This is a genomic window from Amycolatopsis sp. NPDC059657, assembly GCF_042734395.1.
Lineage (GTDB): Bacteria > Actinomycetota > Actinomycetes > Mycobacteriales > Pseudonocardiaceae > Amycolatopsis.
Map to the genome: position 1 here is coordinate 107,218 of NZ_JBHWEB010000013.1, position 16,035 is coordinate 123,252.

Genomic DNA, 16,035 nt, shown 5'->3' on the forward strand with positions numbered 1-16,035 from the left:
GTTCTCCTTTAGCGGTTCGCGTGCTGGTAGGCGGTGACGACGGCGGCCCCGCCGAGCCCGATGTTGTGCTGCAAGGCGGCGGTGACACCGTCGACCTGGCGTTCGCCTGCGGTGCCGCGCAGCTGCCAGGTGAGCTCGGCGCACTGCGCGAGCCCGGTGGCGCCGAGCGGATGTCCCTTGGAGATCAGCCCGCCGGACGGGTTGACCACCCAGCGGCCGCCGTAGGTGGTGTCGTTCGCGTCGACGAGCTTGCCGCCCTCGCCCTCGGCACACAGGCCGAGCGCCTCGTAGGTCAGCAACTCGTTGGCGGAGAAGCAGTCGTGCAGCTCGATGACCTGGATGTCCTCGGGGCCGAGCCCGGACTGGTCGTAGACCCGCAAAGCCGCTTGCTTGCTCATATCGGCACCGACGAGCGCGGCGGCGGACTTGGAGTCGAAGGTGCTGCGGAAGTCGGTGGTCATGGCCTGGCCGACGATCTCGACGGCCTGGCCGGCGAGACCATGTTTGTCCACAAAGGACTCACTGGCGATGATCGCCGCGCCGGAACCGTCCGAAGTGGGCGAACACTGGAGCTTGGTGAGCGGCTCGTAGACCATGCGGGAGTCCAGGATGTCCCGCAGCGAGTACTCGTCCTGGAACTGGGCGTACGGGTTGTTGACCGAGTGGCGGTGGTTCTTCTCGCCGATCTTGGCGAACTGCTCGGCGGTCGTGCCGTACTTGTCCATGTGCTCGCGGCCCGCGGCGCCGAACATCCACGGCGCGGGCGGCATCGCGAACTCGTACAGCTCGCCGAGCGCGAGCATGTGGTTGAGCATCGGCTGGACCCGGTCGTCGTAGGTGGAGCCGAGCGAGCCCGGCTTCATCTTCTCGAAGCCGAGCGCGAGCGCGCAGTCGACCGTGCCGCTGCGCACCGCTTGCGCGGCAAGGAAAAGCGCGGTGGACCCGGTCGAGCAGTTGTTGTTGACGTTGACGATCGGGATACCGGTGATGCCGAGCTCGTAGACGGCACGCTGGCCTGCGGTCGACTCGCCGTAGACATACCCGACATACGCCTGCTGGACCTGTTCGTACGCGATCCCGGCGTCTTCGAGCGCCGCGGTGCCGGACTCGCGCGCCATGTCCGGGTAGTCCCAGTTCTCGCAACGGCCGGGCTTCTCGAACTTGGTCATCCCGACGCCGACCACATAAGTCCTGTTCGCCATGGGCGCGAACATACCAACAAGACTGTATGTTTATCAATGGTTATGAAGCTCGCGGGCGCGGTAGGTTAGCCTTGCCTACGTGGTCGCTACAGAAACCCGCCTGCACGGGGACGCGCTGACGCTTGCTTACGACGGGCGCACGGTCGCCGAGGAACTCGCGGTGTCCATCCCGGACCGCTCGTTCACCGTCATCGTCGGCCCCAACGCCTGCGGCAAGACCACACTCCTGCGCGCGCTCGCGCGGATGCTGAAGCCGCGCAAGGGCTCGGTGTTCCTGGACGGCCAGGTCATCACGAGTTACCCGGCGAAGGAGGTCGCGCGCAGGCTCGGCCTGCTGCCGCAGAGCTCGATCGCGCCGGACGGCATCACCGTGTCCGATCTCGTGTCGCGTGGCCGCTACCCGCACCAGAAGCTGCTGCGGCAGGCGTCGGCCGAAGACGGCGAGATCGTCGCCCGCTCGATGGCCGCGACCGGTGTCGACGACCTGGCCGAGCGCCTGGTCGACGAGCTCTCCGGCGGCCAGCGCCAGCGCGTGTGGATGGCGATGGCGCTCGCGCAGGAGACGGACCTGCTGCTGCTCGACGAGCCGACGACCTATTTGGACATCGCGCACCAGATCGACATCCTCGACCTGTGCGCGGATCTGCACGCCGCGCAGGGCCGGACCCTGGTCGCCGTGCTGCACGACCTCAACCACGCGGCCCGCTACGCCACCCACATGATCGCGATGCGCGGCGGCCAGATCATCGCCACCGGCGCACCCGAAGACGTGGTCACCGAAACCAACGTCGAGAAGATCTTCGAACTCCCCTGCCGCGTGATGCCCTGTCCCGAAACGGGCACCCCGCTCGTCATCCCCAAGGCAGGCCGTCGCCTGCACTAGTACCTTGGCAGGGGAGGTCTCATGACACAGGAACTTTGGTCCACAGTAGACGATTACCTCACCACGACCCTGTCCCCGGACGACGCCGCGCTCGAGGCGGCCAGGCGCCGTTCCGATGACGCCGGGCTGCCGCCGATCGCGGTCGCGCCCAACCAGGGCAAGCTTCTTTACCTGCTGGCGAAACTGGCAGGCGCGCGCCGGATACTCGAGGTCGGCACGCTCGGCGGCTACAGCACGATCTGGCTGGCCCGCGCGCTGCCGTCCGACGGCGAGCTGATCACGCTGGAGTTCGACGCCAAGCACGCCGAGGTCGCGCGCGAGAACCTCGCGGCGGCCGGTCTCGGCGATCGCGTCGACATCCGGCTGGGCCTGGCCGCGGAAACGCTGCCGACGCTGGACGGGACGTTCGAGTTCGTGTTCATCGACGCGGACAAGGTGAACAACCCGACCTACTTCACCGAGGCGCTGCGGCTCACCAAGCCGGGCAGCGTGATCGTGGTCGACAACGTGGTGCGCGGCGGCGCGGTCGCGGACGCGGCGAGCACCGACCCGGCGATACTCGGCATCCGCCGGATGAACGAGCTCATCGCGAACGAACCACGGGTGGACGCGACGTCGTTGCAGACGGTCGGCGGCAAGGGGTACGACGGGCTGACGATCGCGCTGGTGGTTGCCTAGGTGCCCATGAAGGCGTTCCAGATGGCGGCGGGGACGTTCTTCCCGCTGAGATGTTCGTCGTCCGCGTCACGCATCCGGCGTTCCTCGTCGGCGCCGACCCAGACCGCCGTGGCGAGCTGCGGGGTGTAGCCGACGTTCCAGGCGTTGGCGGCGTCGCCCGTGTCGTTGAAGCGGAACGCGCCACGCATGACCGGGATGGGCCTGCCGTCGGCGGTTCTCTCCATGAGCGCGCCGGCGATCTCCTTGGCGATGCGCGGGCTCACTCCCGGCGTGCGCTTGGCTTCGCGCTGCCAGATGACCTGGCCGTTCTCGTCGCGGATCCTCGCGACGAAGTGCGTCTCGGCCTTCTGGCCGTCACCGGCGAACGTCGCGTACGCGCCCGCGACGTCACGCGGCCGCAGCCCATAGCGCCCGACCGCGATGCCGGCGCCGATCTTGACGCCGTCCGGCTCACGCAGCGTCGCCTCGCCGTCGACCTCGTCGGGGATGCCCGCGTCGCGCGCGGCCTTGCTGACGGCGTCGACGCCGAACCGCTTGGTCATGTCGACGAACGGGGTGTCGGCCGGCAGCTTGATCGCCTCGCGTGCCGAGCACTTCTTCTCGTCGGCACAATCGTTCTGGTTCTTGAACGTCTCGCCGCCGAACTCCATCTTGAACGGCGCTTCATAAGGCTGCTCGAGCGTGCCGCCGTGCTGCAGCGCGGCGGTGGCGATGAACGGATAGAACGCGGGCCCGGCCGCGTACGGCGTGCCCGCGTAGTCGTGCGCACTCCATTTCCCGCCCTGGTAAGCGCGAATGGCCCCCGTCGCCGGATCGACGGCGACCAGCGCGGCGCGGTAATGGTCCGGCTTGTCCTTGAGCCCTCCTTCGACGGCTTTCGCGGCGTTGGCCTGCGCCTGGCGGTCGAGGGTGGTCTCGACCTTCATGGTGCCGCGGCGGAGCCGGTCGAGCGGGAACCCGAGCCTCTCGAGTTCGGTGAGCACCTGCTGTTTGACGTGATAGTCGGGATAGGTCACGCGCCCGGCGCGGGTCTCGGACGGCGGCAGTATCGAGTCTTTCGGGTACGCCAGCGCGCTGACCTGGTCTTTCGGCACATACCCGCGCGAGGTGAGTTTGTCGGCCACGTACTGCCAGCGCTTGGCGGCATGCTCATGGCTGGACGCGAACGGATCGTGCACACTCGGCGACTGGATCATCCCGGCGAGGAAGGCGGCCTCGCTCCACGTGATCGAGTCGTCGAGCTTGCGCCCGAAGTAGGCGTTCATCGCCGCCGCGGGCCCGGACGTGCTGCGGCCGAACGAGATGATGTTGATGTAGCTCTCGAAGATCTGTTCCTTGCTCTGTTCCTGGGTGATCTTCGTGGCGAGCACGAGCTCGGTGAACTTCCTGCCCGCGGTGGCGTCGTCGTCACCGGTCGACTTCTTGATGTACTGCTGGGTGATCCCGGAGCCCCCGCCGACGCCGGTCACCGCGGCCCTGGCGATGCCCATCGGATCGAAGCCCTGGTTGTCCCAGAACGTCGGATCCTCGACGGCGATGATCGCGTCGCGCAGCTTCTGCGGAATCTCCTGGTAGCGCACGTAAAGCCGGTCACCGTCCGACGGAACGACCTTGAGCAGGTCGGAGCCGTCGGAGTACTGCAGGACCACGGTCTTGTCGAGGTCGGCGAGCACGTCCCGCGGACTCCGCACGTCGAGCATCAGATAGGCGACCCCGAACGCGCTGACCGGCACCGCGATCCCGATACCGGCCAGCCAGTACGCGATCCGGCGCACCACCCGCCACCGCTTCCGCCGCCGTGCCTTCGCCTCGTCCGGAAGATCGTCCACGACCTATAAGACGCCCGACCGGGTGACAGGTTCGGTGAAAAGATCACCAAAAGTTATGAAGATCTTGTCAAGCCACCCGATCGCGCCACCCCGCCACCCGCGCGTCGTCCATCGAGGGCAGCGGGTAGCCCCCGATCCCTCGTGAACCCCGCGCTCGCGCAACCGAAAGGCGAACACAACACACGTATCCGGACGGTCGGCACCTGTGCCTGGCGAGTCGGCACATGTGCCTGGAGGGTCGGCACACGTGCCTGGAGGGTCGGCACACGTACACCGATGGACGGCACGCGTACACAGGCGGACGACACGCGTGCGCGGATGGACGACGCGATGCTGGGCGAAGCGGGGGCGAGGCGAAGCCGGGGTGGGTTAGACGTCAGGGGTGGGGAGGGCTGCGGCGGTGGCGGCTTCGGGGCCTTGGGCGAGCAAGATGCGGAAGCCGGGTTCGTCGAGGACCGGGACTTTGAGCTGGACCGCTTTGTCGTATTTGGAGCCGGGGGCGTCGCCGACCACGAGGAAGGCGGTCTTCTTGGAGACCGAGCCCGCGGCTTTGCCGCCGCGGGCCATGATGGCCTCTTTGGCTTCGTCGCGGGAAAAGCCGGGGAGTGAGCCGGTGACCACGATCGACAGGCCTTCGAGGTTGCGGGGGATGGACTCGTCGCGCTCCTCGACCATGCGGACGCCCGCGCGGCGCCACTTGGTGACGATCTCGCGGTGCCAGTCGACGGCGAACCACTCGACGACCGCGCGCGCGATGGTCGGGCCGACGCCGTCCACGTCGGCCAGCGCTTCTTCCGTCGAGTCCTCGATCACCGTCAGCGAACCGAACTCGCGGGCGAGCGCCCTGGCCGCGATCGGGCCGACGTGGCGGATCGAGAGCGAGACGATGACCTTCCACAGTGGACGGTCCTTGACCACCGCCAGGTTCGCCAGCAGCTTGTGCCCGTTGGCCGACAGCTCACCTGCCATGGTGCGGAACAGCTCGACCTGCAGCAGGTCTTCCTCGGTGAGGTCGAAGAGGTCACCCTCGTTGGCGACGACACCCGAGTCCAGCAGCGCCGCGGCAGCGGACTCGCCGAGCACCTCGATGTCGAAACAGTTGCGGCTGCCCAGGTGGAACAGCCGCCCGTGCAGCTGCGCCGGGCAGAACTGCGAGTTCGGGCAACGGATGTCGATGTCGCCCTCCTTCTGCGCCGCGAGCTCGGTGCCGCACGAGGGACACTCGGCAGGCATGACGAACTCGCGCTCGGCGCCGGTCCGCGCGTCGGCGACCGGGCCCAGCACCTCGGGGATGACCTCGCCCGCCTTGCGCAGTACGACCTTGTCCCCGATCAGCACGCCCTTGCGCTTGACCTCCTGCTGGTTGTGCAGTGTCGCCATCGAGACGGTCGACCCGGCCACCGTCACCGGCTCCATCACGGCGAACGGCGTGACCCGCCCGGTGCGCCCCACGTTGACCTGGATGTCCAGCAGCGTGGTGACGACCTCCTCCGGCGGGTACTTGTACGCGATCGCCCAGCGCGGCGCGCGCGACGTGGAACCCAGCCTGCGCTGCAGCGAGACGTCGTCGACCTTGATGACCACGCCGTCGATCTCGTGCTCGGCGTCGTGCTTGTGCTCGCCCCAGTACTTGATGTGCGCCAGCAGCTCGTCGGCCGACGAGACCACCTTGCTGTGCGTGGAAACCGGCAGCCCCCACGCCGCCAGCGCGTCGTACGCCTCCGACTGCCGCGCGGGCTCGAAACCCTCGCGCCTGCCCAGGCCGTGGCAGATCATCCGCAGGTTCCGGGACCTGGTGATCTTCGGATCCTTCTGCCGCAACGATCCCGCCGCCGTGTTGCGCGGGTTCGCGTACGGCGTCTTGCCTGCCTCGACCATCTTCGCGTTGAGCTCGAGGAAGTCCTCGACACGGAAGAACACCTCGCCGCGCACCTCGACCAGCGCGGGCACCGGGAACTCGGCGGTGCCGGTCAGCTCCTCCGGCAACCCGTCCAGCGTGCGGATGTTGAGTGTGACGTCCTCGCCGGTGCGCCCGTCGCCGCGCGTCAACGCCCTGGTGAGCTTGCCGTTCTCGTAGAGCAGGTTGATCGCGAGCCCGTCGATCTTGAGCTCGGCCAGGTACCGCGTGTGCCCGATCTCCTTCTCGACCCGCTCGACCCACGCCTGCAGCTCGTCGGCGGTGAACACGTTGTCCAGGCTCAGCATGCGCTCGAGATGGTCATGCGTGGCGAAGTCCGTGGAGAACGTGCCGCCGACGTTCTGCGTCGGCGAATCCGGCGTCCGCAGCGAGGGGTGCTCGTCCTCGATGCGCTGCAGCTCGCCGAGCAGCTCGTCGAACTGGCCATCCGACACGATCGGCGAATCCAGCACGTAGTACCGGAACTGATGCCCGCGGATCTCCTCCGCGAGCGCGGCATGGCGCTCGCGGACGTCGGCGGGAACGTCAGCGGGAAGCTCGGCGGTTTCGGTGCTCACAGCGGGTAAGACTAGTCGTCCCCACCGACAGTTCCGGCGAGGCCGCGCACCAGGTCACGGAACTCCAGGAGGGTGATCGCGCCCTGCGGCTCGGCCTCGGCGGTCTCCACCCGGCGTAACCGTTCGGCGGCGAGCCGCTCCCCCAGCGCCGCGTCGAGCGGCAGGAAAGTCAGCGTCGAGCGCGTCTCCGGATCGAGCGAGGCGAACACCGGGTGGTAGACCGCGACGTCCACAACGGACTCGTCGACCTGCGCGGCCACGCGCACATCCGCCAGCGAGATCCGGTGCTGCGCGATGTTGACGGTCACCTCGGCCGGGTCGGGCACCGGCGGCACCGAGTCGTGGTACTCCCAGATCGCGTCCTCCGGTGGCGCGGCGGCCTTCCACGCGTCGGTGTACGGCCGCAGCGCCGGGTCCTCCTGCCCGGTCAGCACGAGCGAATAGATCGCGCGCTGTCCCCGGTCGAGTGAAAAGTGCAGATCCGGGTGCAGCAGCGCGACCGCCTGGCACAGGTCGTGCTCGACCCGCTGCGGCTCGCGTTCGCCCAGCGCGGCGCTGATCAGCGGCAGCAGCTCGAACCAGCGGGTCCAGAACGCCACGGCGGCCGCGTCGGCGTCGGCCGGGATCTCCTGCTCCGGCCACGCCGTGCGCGGGTCGGGGACGTCTTCGGTGCGGTTGCGGCGGAAAAAACCCATGGGTACCTGGCTACCAGGTTTCCGGCGGCTCGACGAAGGCTTTGCCGAGATCGCGGGTGAGAGCGAGCGCACGCCGCATCCACTCCGGCTTCGCACCGGCCAGCCCGCAGGCCGGCGTCGGCACCGCACGCTCGGCCAGGATGCTCCGGTTGAACCCGAGCCGGTCGGCCAGCTGCAACGCGGGCCCGGCGACGTCACGCAGCTTGACGTCGGTGCCGGGGTCGGCCGACGGCACCAGCCCGAGGAAGAAGCTGATCCCGCTGTCCCACGCCTCGCCGAGGTCGTCGAGCAGCGACGCGGGCGTGCCACCCAGCAGGGTGGCGTCGATGGCCAGCGCGCCGGCGCCGGCCGAGCGCAGCAGCGCGACCGGCGGCCGCGCGGCGCAGCAGTGCACGACGACCGGCTGCCCGGTGATCTTCTCGGCGCCTTCGATCACGCGCGCGAGCAGTTCGCGGGCCTCGGGCTCGGGCACCGAGCGGACCGTGCCGTACCCCGACGGCGTGGACAGCGAGCCGGCGAGCACGTCCGGCAGCGTCGGTTCGTCGAACTGGACGACGACCGGGGCGCCGGTCCGCTTGGTCAGCTCGGCGACATGCGAGGCGAGGCCTTCGAGCAGCGAAGACGTGAAGTCGCGGACGGCGCCGGGGTCGGTGAGCACGCGGTGCCCGCGCGCGAGTTCGACGCCGGCGGCCAGCGTCCACGGCCCGGCGAGCTGGGTCTTGAGCACCGGCGGGGTGACGCCGGTCTTCTCGCGGGCCTCCTCGAGCGCGTCGAGGTCGTAGCGCAGCAGGTCGACACCTCGCCGGTGCTCGTGCCCGGGATGCGCGACCACGCGATAGCCGCTCGGCACCGTCTCGACGGCGAGGTCGACCAGCAGCGACGCGGTCCGCCCGATGATGTCGGCGCCGAGCCCGCGCGCGGGCAGTTCAGCCAGGTGGGGGAATTCCGGGAGCTCGCCGAAGACGATGGAAGCGGTTTCAGCCGGGTCGATGCCCGGCATGGAGCCGATTCCGGTGGCCGCACCAGCGGACCAAGGTTGAACAGTCACTCGCACAGTGTGGCAGTACCCGTGACACGGACATTGGGCGCATTTCCCCGGACTGGCTCCACTTTCGGTGCGGCGCTACTACTCTCACCTGCTATGACAAGCAACCCGCCGCCTCCCGGCTGGTACCCCGATCAGCAGAATCCCGACCACGTGCGCTGGTGGGACGGCCAGGTCTGGACCGCGAACACCCGGAGCGCGAACGACGCCGAGGTGATCGAGCTGGACATCGAGCGCCAGCACGACCCGGCGCGTATCCAGCAGCAGGTCGCGAAGGGCACGCAAGGCCGCGCGGGCGGGAACCAGGGCGGCGGGACGCTGTTCACCGAGCCGGTGCTCGTGGTGAACCAGCGCGCCAAGCTGATCGAGATGGCCAACGAGTTCGGCGTGTTCGACCAGAACGGCAACCGGCTCGGCGGCGTCGTGCAGGTCGGGCAGAGCACGCTGAAGAAGGCCATCCGGCTGCTCACCAACTACGACCAGTTCCTCACGCACAAGTTCGAGGTCCGCGACGCCAACCACAGCACCGTGCTGAAGGTGACGAGACCGGCGAAGGTGTTCAAGTCGCGGTTCCTGGTGACCCGTGCCGACGACTCGCCGATCGGCGAGATCGTGCAGGAGAACATGATCGGCAAGATCCGGTTCTCGTTCATGGTCAACGGGCAGAAGATCGGCGGCATCCAGGCGGAGAACTGGCGTGCCTGGAACTTCTCGATCAAAGACCACACCGAGACCGAGGTCGCGCGGGTCACCAAGACCTGGGGCGGGTTCATCAAGGCCGCCTTCACCACCGCGGACAACTACGTGGTCGAGATCCACCGGCCGCTGCAGGATCCGCTGGCCAGCATGGTGGTCGCGACCGCGCTGACGATCGACACCGCGCTCAAGCAGGACGATCGTTAGTGACGTGTGTCTCAAGGTAGCGCGTTAGCGGCACTCGTCGGCCCAAGGTGAAGGGCACGCGAGAGACAAAGGGGTCGCCGTGGAGCTGCTGGAAGACGACAACACCCGTCACTGGGCCGAGCCGGGCGTCTACGCCGTGGCGCCCGGCGTGTACCGGATCCCGCTGCCGTTGCCGCACGACGCGTTGCGCGCGGTCAACGTCTACGCCATCACCGACGGCTCGGAGCTCGTGCTCATCGACTCCGGCTGGGCGCTCGACGAGGCGCGGGAGCTGCTTTCGCTGGGATTGAAGGCGATCGGCGCCGATCTGGCCGACATCGGCCAGTTCCTGGTCACCCATGTGCACCGTGATCACTACACGCAGGCCATCGTGCTGCGCCGCGAGTTCGGCAGCAAGGTCGCGCTCGGGGAGCACGAGGAGCCCTCGCTGCTGCTCGCCGCGGACACCGAGGTGTTCGGCATGGCCAGGCAGGTCGAACTGCTGCGCCTGCACGACGCCGCGCCGGTGATCGACGAGCTGGCCCGGTTCATCGGCGACGCCAAGCGCACCGACATCGACCTCTGGGAGCACCCCGACGAGTGGCTGTCCCCCGGCCGCCGCACGGTGATGCCGGGCCGTGAGCTGGACGTCATCCACACCCCTGGGCATACGGCAGGGCATGTCGTGTTCGACGACGGCGCCGCCGGGCTGATGTTCACCGGCGACCACGTGCTGCCGCACATCACCCCGTCGATCGGTTTCCAGCCGGAGCCGGGCAAGCTGCCGCTTCGCGACTACATCGACTCGCTGAAGGTGGTCAGGGCGCTGCCGGACCGCCGGATGCTGCCCGCGCACGGCGCCGTCTCGCCCAGTGTCCACGCGCGCGCCGACGCGCTGCTGGAGCATCACCGGGAGCGGCTGGAGATCATGGGCGGGAAGATCACCGACGGCGCGAGCACGGCGTACGAGGTCGCGGCAGGACTGGGCTGGACCAGGCATCAGCGCAAACTCGGCGACATGGACGCGTTCAACCAGATGCTCGCCGTGCTGGAGACCGCGGCGCACCTGGATCTGCTGGTGGTGAACGGAAAGCTGCACGCGTCCGATGTGGACGGTGTGCGGCATTACACGGCCTGAGCGACCAGCAACGGCTGGAAGAAACCGCTGTCTTCCGGCTCGACCCAGCGCAGGTCGGCGAACCCCGCCCCGGCGACGAGCGGGGTCAGCCGATCACGGGTGATGGCCCAGTAGGTCATCTGTCGCGTGTGGACAGTCCAGGTCTCGCCATCCGGCAATAGCTGGAAAACCTCGGCGTCGTAACGCTCTCCGTCGTCGTGCCAGTGCCAGAGCTGGAACGTGATCGCCCGGCCGTTCGCGGTGTGCTTGACCGACGGCGGCTGCGAGCCGGGACGGCCCCCGTCGTACGGCCGGGTGCTGATCACCAGCCCGCCACCCGGCTTGAGCACCCGGCGCATTTCGGCGAGACCGGCGCTCATCTCCTCGGGCGTGGTGAGATGCGGAAGCGAGTTGTCGGCGCACACAACGGCTTCGAACGTGGCGTCCCCGAACGGCAACGCGCGCATGTCGGCGGTCGCGAACGAAACGCGCACGCCCCGTTGCGCGGCCTCACGCCGAGCACGCGCGACCGCGACCGGGCTCAGGTCCGTGCCTATGACGTCGCGGCCTTTTAGCGCGAGGCCGAGTGACTGGGTGCCGATGCCGCACGCGCAGTCGAGCACCCGGCCCGCGGGCAGGAACCAGTCGAGTGCCTTGGCCTGGCGCGCCATGCTCGCGTCCCAGTCGGCGTACAGGAGGTCGTACGTGCCGGCGAGGTCGTCATAGAAGCCCCTGGTCATGGCTTGTAGTTTGGCACCGTGATCGAAATACGACGAGCCGTCGAAGCCGACCTCGAAGCCATCGTGCGCATGCTCGCCGACGACCAGCTCGGCCTCACCCGCGACTCGGCCGACGACCTCACGCCGTACATCAAGGCGTTCAAGGAGATCGACGCCGACCCGGCGCAGCTGCTGATGGTCGCCGTCGACGGCACGGACGTGGTCGGCACGCTCCAGCTGACGATCATTCCCGGGCTGGCCCGCGGCGGCGCGTCGCGAGGCCTGGTCGAAGCGGTGCGCGTGCGCTCGGACCAGCGCGGCAAGCGCATCGGCGAGCAGCTCATGCGGTGGTCGATCGACGAGTCACGCCGCCGCGGCTGCGCGCTCGTGCAGCTCACGTCGGACAACAAGCGCGTGGACGCGCACCGCTTCTACGACCGGCTGGGCTTCGTCGCGAGCCACACCGGCTTCAAACTCGCTTTGGGGTCGTGAGCGTCGCGGGCGGTTCTATTTGGGCGGAAAGTCGAAGGTGGCGTGCTCCGAGTCCGCTGGTGAAGGCCTCCTTCACCAAGTTCGGGTTGGTGAAGGGAGCCTTCACCCAGCTCTGCGTGGTGAGCTAGGCCCTCATCCGGCGGATCCCGGGTGGTGCGAAGGATTCGCGTCGTCCAACGCCGCAAATCCTTCGCACCACAGCCAGCGTTCCTCCAGTGGAGTCAGAGGTCGTGAGTGGTATTGCCGGTTAGAACCGGCGTAAACACTCACGACCCCTTTAACGCGTGGCGCGGATTTTCGCGCTGCCCAGCACGACGTCGCCCTTGTACAAAACGACGACCTGGCCCGGCGCGACGCCCTTCAACGGCTCGCGCAGCTGGATCGTGACGTCGTCGCCATCGGCCTCGGCGACCGCCTCGACGATGCCGCCGTGCGCGCGGACCTGGATCGTGCACTCGGTCGGGCCGTCGAGCGGCCGCTCGCTCGGCCAGATCGGGCGGTCCGCCTCGATGACGTCGACGCCGAGGTTGTCCGCCGAGCCGACCTTCACGGTGCCCGAGACGGGCTCCAGCGAGAGGACGTAGCGCGGGCGGCCGTCGGGCGCCGGCGCCTCGATGCCGAGGCCCTTGCGCTGACCGATGGTGAAGCCGTGCACGCCGGTGTGCTGACCGAGTACCGCGCCGGTCTCGGCGTCGATCAGCTGGCCCGGGGCCTGGCCGAGGCGCTTCTCCAGGAAGCCCTTGGTGTCGCCGTCGGGGATGAAGCAGATGTCGTGACTGTCCGGCTTGTTCGCCACGGACAGGCCACGGCGGTCGGCCTCGGCACGGACGTCGGTCTTCCACGAGTCACCGAGCGGGAACATCGAGTGCCGCAGCTGCTCCGGGGTGAGCGAGGCGAGCACGTACGACTGGTCCTTGCCGACGTCGACGCTGCGGCTCAGCGACGGCACGCCGTCCACAATGGACAGCTGGGCGTAGTGGCCGGTGGCGACGGCGTCGAAACCGAGCGCCATCGCCTTGTCCAGCAACGCCTCGAACTTGATCTTCTCGTTGCACGTGACGCACGGATTGGGCGTGCGGCCCGCGGCGTACTCGCCGACGAAGGTCTCGATGACCTCCTCGGTGAACCGCTCGGCGAAGTCCCAGACGTAGAACGGGATGCCGAGGATGTCCGCGGCGCGGCGCGCGTCGTGCGAGTCCTCGATCGTGCAGCAGCCACGGGAACCCGTGCGCAGCGTGCCCGGCTTCGCGGACAGCGCGAGGTGCACGCCGACGACATCGTGCCCGGCGTCGACGGCCCGCGCGGCCGCCACCGCCGAATCCACTCCCCCGCTCATAGCGGCCAAAACGCGCATTTGCTACACCTCCTGCTTTTGTTTACGCATACCCGCGAGACCTGCTTGCCTTGCTCTCGTGACGACGCCACCGATTTCCCGCGCGACGGCTTCGACGTCGGCGCGGGTCGAGGTGTGGCCCATCGAGAACCGCAGCGAGCCCCTCGCGGCCATCGGATCGGCGCCCATCGCCAGCAGCACGTGGCTGGGCTGCGCTACGCCCGCGGTGCACGCGGAGCCCGTCGAGCACTCGATGCCCTTGGCGTCGAGCAGCATCAGCAGGCTGTCGCCCGCACAGCCGGGGAACGTGAAGTGCGCCGTGCCCGGCAGCCCGTCGCGGTCGCCGTTGAGCACCGCGTCCGGCACCGCGCCCAGCACCGCGCCGACGAGCTCGTCACGCAGCTCGGCCAGCTCGATCGCCTTCTTCTCCTGCTGGTCGACGGCCACCCGGACGGCCGTGGCGAAACTGTGGATCGCGGGCACGTCGAGCGTGCCGGAGCGCACGTCGCGCTCCTGGCCGCCGCCGTGCAGCAGCGGCACGCAGGGCGTGTCGCGCGCGAGCAGCAGCGCGCCGACGCCGTACGGCCCGCCGAGTTTGTGGCCGGTCAGCGTCAGCGCGCTCGCGCCGCTGACCGCGAAGTCGACCGGGATCGCGCCGACCGCCTGGACGGCGTCGGTGTGCAGCGGGATGCCGTGCTCGGCGCAGATGGCGGCGAGCTCGGCGATCGGGTTGACCGTGCCGACCTCGTTGTTGGCCCACATGACGGTGACCAGCGCCACACTGCCGGGGTCCTCGGCGATGGCGGCGCGCAGCGTCTCCGGGCTGACGCGGCCGTGCTCGTCGACCTCGAGCCAGGTGATCTCGGCTCCCGAGTGCTCGACCAGCCATTCGACGGTGTCCAGCACGGCGTGGTGCTCGACGGCGCTGGCGAGGATCCGGGGCTTCTCACGGGCCCAGAAGATGCCCTTGACCGCGAGATTGTCGCTTTCGGTGCCGCCGGCGGTGAAGATCACCTCGGACGGCCGCGCGCCCAGCGAGGCGGCGATGACCTCGCGGGCCTCCTCGACCATCCGGCGGGCCCGCCTGCCCGAGGAATGCAGCGACGAGGCGTTGCCCACTGTGGACAGCGCCTCGGTCATCGCCGCTATGGCTTCGGGCAACATGGGGGTCGTCGCCGCGTGGTCGAGATAGGTCATCGCCCACCCAGGATAGTCGCACTGGGCTCAGGCTTTTTCCGGCCACCGTCCGGTGAGGAAAACACCCGAAAAGGCGACACCGATCGTGATCAGCGCCAGCACGGCCATCGCCGGTCCCGGATGCTCGGCCGAGGCCAGCGCGGCCAGCAGCACACCGCCGATCCCGATCAGCAGCGCCGAGCCCACCCAGTCGACCAGCTGGAGCGCGGAAGTGTTGAACCCGCGCTCGTTTTCCGGCGAGTAGCGGTAGAGCAGCACGGAGATGGCGGGCATCGCGATGCCCATCCCGGCGCCGCCGATGGTGCAGACTGCGAACGCGATCCAGCCGGGCAGCCACGGCTGGCTGACCAGCAGGAACCCGATCAGGCCCAAGCCGACCAGCGCGAACCCCAGCCGCAGCGAGTTCTCCCTCGACCAGTCCGGGTACCGGCCCTGCACCGCGGAGCCGGCCGACCAGCCGAGCGCGGTCAGCGTCAGCGGCAGCCCGGCCATCGACGGGCTGTAGCCGTGCACGGCGGACATGGTCAGCGGCAGGAACGCCTCCATCGAGGCGTACGCGGCGGCGATCAGCCCGCGCGCGGCGACCACGGTCGGCAAGCCACGCCTGCCAGTCAGCGTCCCGGCGGGCAGCAGCTTCCGCAGGGCGACGGCGAGCACGGCCAGCGCCACGGCGCCGTAGCCGAGCGCGACGAGTGAAGGATGCTGCGCCGCCCAGCTCAACGCGGCGATGCCGAGTGCCGTGGCGACCGCGGCAGGCACACTCGCGCGCGCCTGCCGTTCACCGGGCGCGTGCGGCGGGAGCCGCCGGGTGACCACGACCAGCATCGCCGTGCCGACCGCGACGAACGGCACCAGCCCGAGGAACACCCACCGCCACCCGAAGTGAACGGTGACCAGCCCGCCGACGAACGGCCCGAGCACGGCGGGCAGCACCCACGCCGCCGCGGTGGCCGCGTACATCACCGGCCGCTCACGGTCGGTGTAGGTGAGCGCGATCAGCAGCGAGAAGGCGACCAGGAAGAACCCGGAACCGACACCCTGCAGCACCCGCCCGGCCAGCAGCGTGGCCATGTTCTGCGCGCTGCCCGAAAGCAACAGGCCCGCGACGAAGACGACCAGCCCGCCGAGCAGCGCGGGCACCGGGCCCTTGCGGTCGCCGAGGCGTCCGGACAGGACGGTCGCCACCACGCTGGCGACCAGGAACCCGGTGAACGGCCACGAGTACAGGCTCTGCCCGTGCAGCGCGGCGACCATGGTCGGCATGGCGGTCGCCACACCCATCGCCTCGAACGCCACCAGCGTGACGAGCAGCAGGAGGCCGGCGGTGGTGAAGCGGTGCTCCGGCGTCCACAGCACGCCCTTCTTGGGCGGTGCCCCCAGTGTGTCGGTCATGGTCCCCAGCCTGGTACCTCGACCGGGGTGGAGGTCAAGCCGTTAAGGGCTCGTGAGTGGTACGGCCGGGTGTAAACGGGCGGGCCAAGAACGCAC

At 69.2% G+C, this 16,035-nt stretch carries 14 protein-coding genes; 5 read left to right on the forward strand and 9 right to left on the reverse strand.

Going from position 1 to position 16,035, the window contains the following annotated elements; all coding sequences use genetic code 11:
* Positions 1-8: 8 nt before the first annotated feature.
* The gene (locus ACFV15_RS10060; RefSeq protein WP_378349849.1) at positions 9-1,202 is read right to left on the reverse strand and encodes a lipid-transfer protein; all 1,194 of its coding nucleotides are present in this window, start codon (positions 1,200-1,202) and stop codon (positions 9-11) included.
* 79 nt (positions 1,203-1,281) lie between these two features.
* On the opposite strand from ACFV15_RS10060, the gene ACFV15_RS10065 reads away from it, so the two are divergent.
* Together ACFV15_RS10065 and ACFV15_RS10070 are read left to right on the forward strand one after the other, a co-directional pair.
* Complete coding sequence (locus tag ACFV15_RS10065; RefSeq protein ID WP_378349850.1) at positions 1,282-2,085, forward strand: ABC transporter ATP-binding protein; 804 nt, start codon at positions 1,282-1,284, stop codon at positions 2,083-2,085.
* A 21-nt stretch (positions 2,086-2,106) separates the two neighbouring features.
* Positions 2,107-2,763, forward strand: coding sequence for an O-methyltransferase (locus ACFV15_RS10070; RefSeq protein ID WP_378349851.1), 657 nt, complete (start codon positions 2,107-2,109; stop codon positions 2,761-2,763).
* On the opposite strand, the gene ACFV15_RS10075 is transcribed toward ACFV15_RS10070, so the two are convergent.
* The 4 genes from ACFV15_RS10075 to ACFV15_RS10090 form a co-directional block, all read right to left on the reverse strand.
* Positions 2,760-4,592, reverse strand: coding sequence for a transglycosylase domain-containing protein (locus ACFV15_RS10075; protein WP_378349852.1), 1,833 nt, complete (start codon positions 4,590-4,592; stop codon positions 2,760-2,762). The two genes, ACFV15_RS10070 and ACFV15_RS10075, sit on opposite strands and share 4 nt — an antisense overlap.
* 369 nt (positions 4,593-4,961) lie before the next feature.
* Positions 4,962-7,067, reverse strand: a complete 2,106-nt coding sequence (gene ligA, locus ACFV15_RS10080; protein WP_378349853.1) for an NAD-dependent DNA ligase LigA — start codon at positions 7,065-7,067, stop codon at positions 4,962-4,964.
* A gap of 11 nt (positions 7,068-7,078) precedes the next feature.
* Complete coding sequence (locus ACFV15_RS10085) at positions 7,079-7,762, reverse strand: hypothetical protein (protein ID WP_378349854.1); 684 nt, start codon at positions 7,760-7,762, stop codon at positions 7,079-7,081.
* Positions 7,763-7,772: 10 nt separating this feature from the next.
* A complete protein-coding gene (locus tag ACFV15_RS10090; RefSeq protein ID WP_378349855.1) occupies positions 7,773-8,810 on the reverse strand; it encodes a methionine synthase in 1,038 nt (345 codons plus the stop codon).
* 93 nt (positions 8,811-8,903) lie between these two features.
* Here ACFV15_RS10090 and ACFV15_RS10095 point away from each other — a divergent pair, with 93 nt between their 5' ends.
* Positions 8,904-9,710, forward strand: coding sequence for a phospholipid scramblase-related protein (locus ACFV15_RS10095; protein WP_378349856.1), 807 nt, complete (start codon positions 8,904-8,906; stop codon positions 9,708-9,710).
* 79 nt (positions 9,711-9,789) lie between these two features.
* Entirely contained in the window at positions 9,790-10,827 is a 1,038-nt protein-coding gene (locus ACFV15_RS10100; RefSeq protein WP_378349857.1) for an MBL fold metallo-hydrolase, read from the forward strand.
* Here the strand turns inward: ACFV15_RS10100 and ACFV15_RS10105 are convergent.
* A complete protein-coding gene (locus ACFV15_RS10105; protein WP_378349858.1) occupies positions 10,815-11,546 on the reverse strand; it encodes a class I SAM-dependent methyltransferase in 732 nt (243 codons plus the stop codon). The two genes, ACFV15_RS10100 and ACFV15_RS10105, sit on opposite strands and share 13 nt — an antisense overlap.
* A gap of 21 nt (positions 11,547-11,567) precedes the next feature.
* Here ACFV15_RS10105 and ACFV15_RS10110 point away from each other — a divergent pair, with 21 nt between their 5' ends.
* A complete protein-coding gene (locus tag ACFV15_RS10110) occupies positions 11,568-12,017 on the forward strand; it encodes a GNAT family N-acetyltransferase (protein ID WP_378349872.1) in 450 nt (149 codons plus the stop codon).
* A gap of 277 nt (positions 12,018-12,294) precedes the next feature.
* On the opposite strand, the gene mnmA is transcribed toward ACFV15_RS10110, so the two are convergent.
* The 3 genes from mnmA to ACFV15_RS10125 are packed head-to-tail and all read right to left on the reverse strand — an operon-like array spanning position 12,295 to position 15,939.
* Positions 12,295-13,371 carry a tRNA 2-thiouridine(34) synthase MnmA gene (gene mnmA, locus ACFV15_RS10115; protein ID WP_378349859.1) on the reverse strand — a complete coding sequence of 359 codons (1,077 nt, stop codon included), beginning with the start codon at positions 13,369-13,371 and terminating at the stop codon, positions 12,295-12,297.
* Positions 13,372-13,374: 3 nt separating this feature from the next.
* Positions 13,375-14,547, reverse strand: coding sequence for a cysteine desulfurase family protein (locus ACFV15_RS10120; protein ID WP_378349860.1), 1,173 nt, complete (start codon positions 14,545-14,547; stop codon positions 13,375-13,377).
* A gap of 27 nt (positions 14,548-14,574) precedes the next feature.
* On the reverse strand, positions 14,575-15,939 hold the full coding sequence (locus ACFV15_RS10125; RefSeq protein ID WP_378349861.1) for an MFS transporter: 1,365 nt from the start codon (positions 15,937-15,939) through the stop codon (positions 14,575-14,577).
* Between the last annotated feature and the right edge of the window lie 96 nt (positions 15,940-16,035).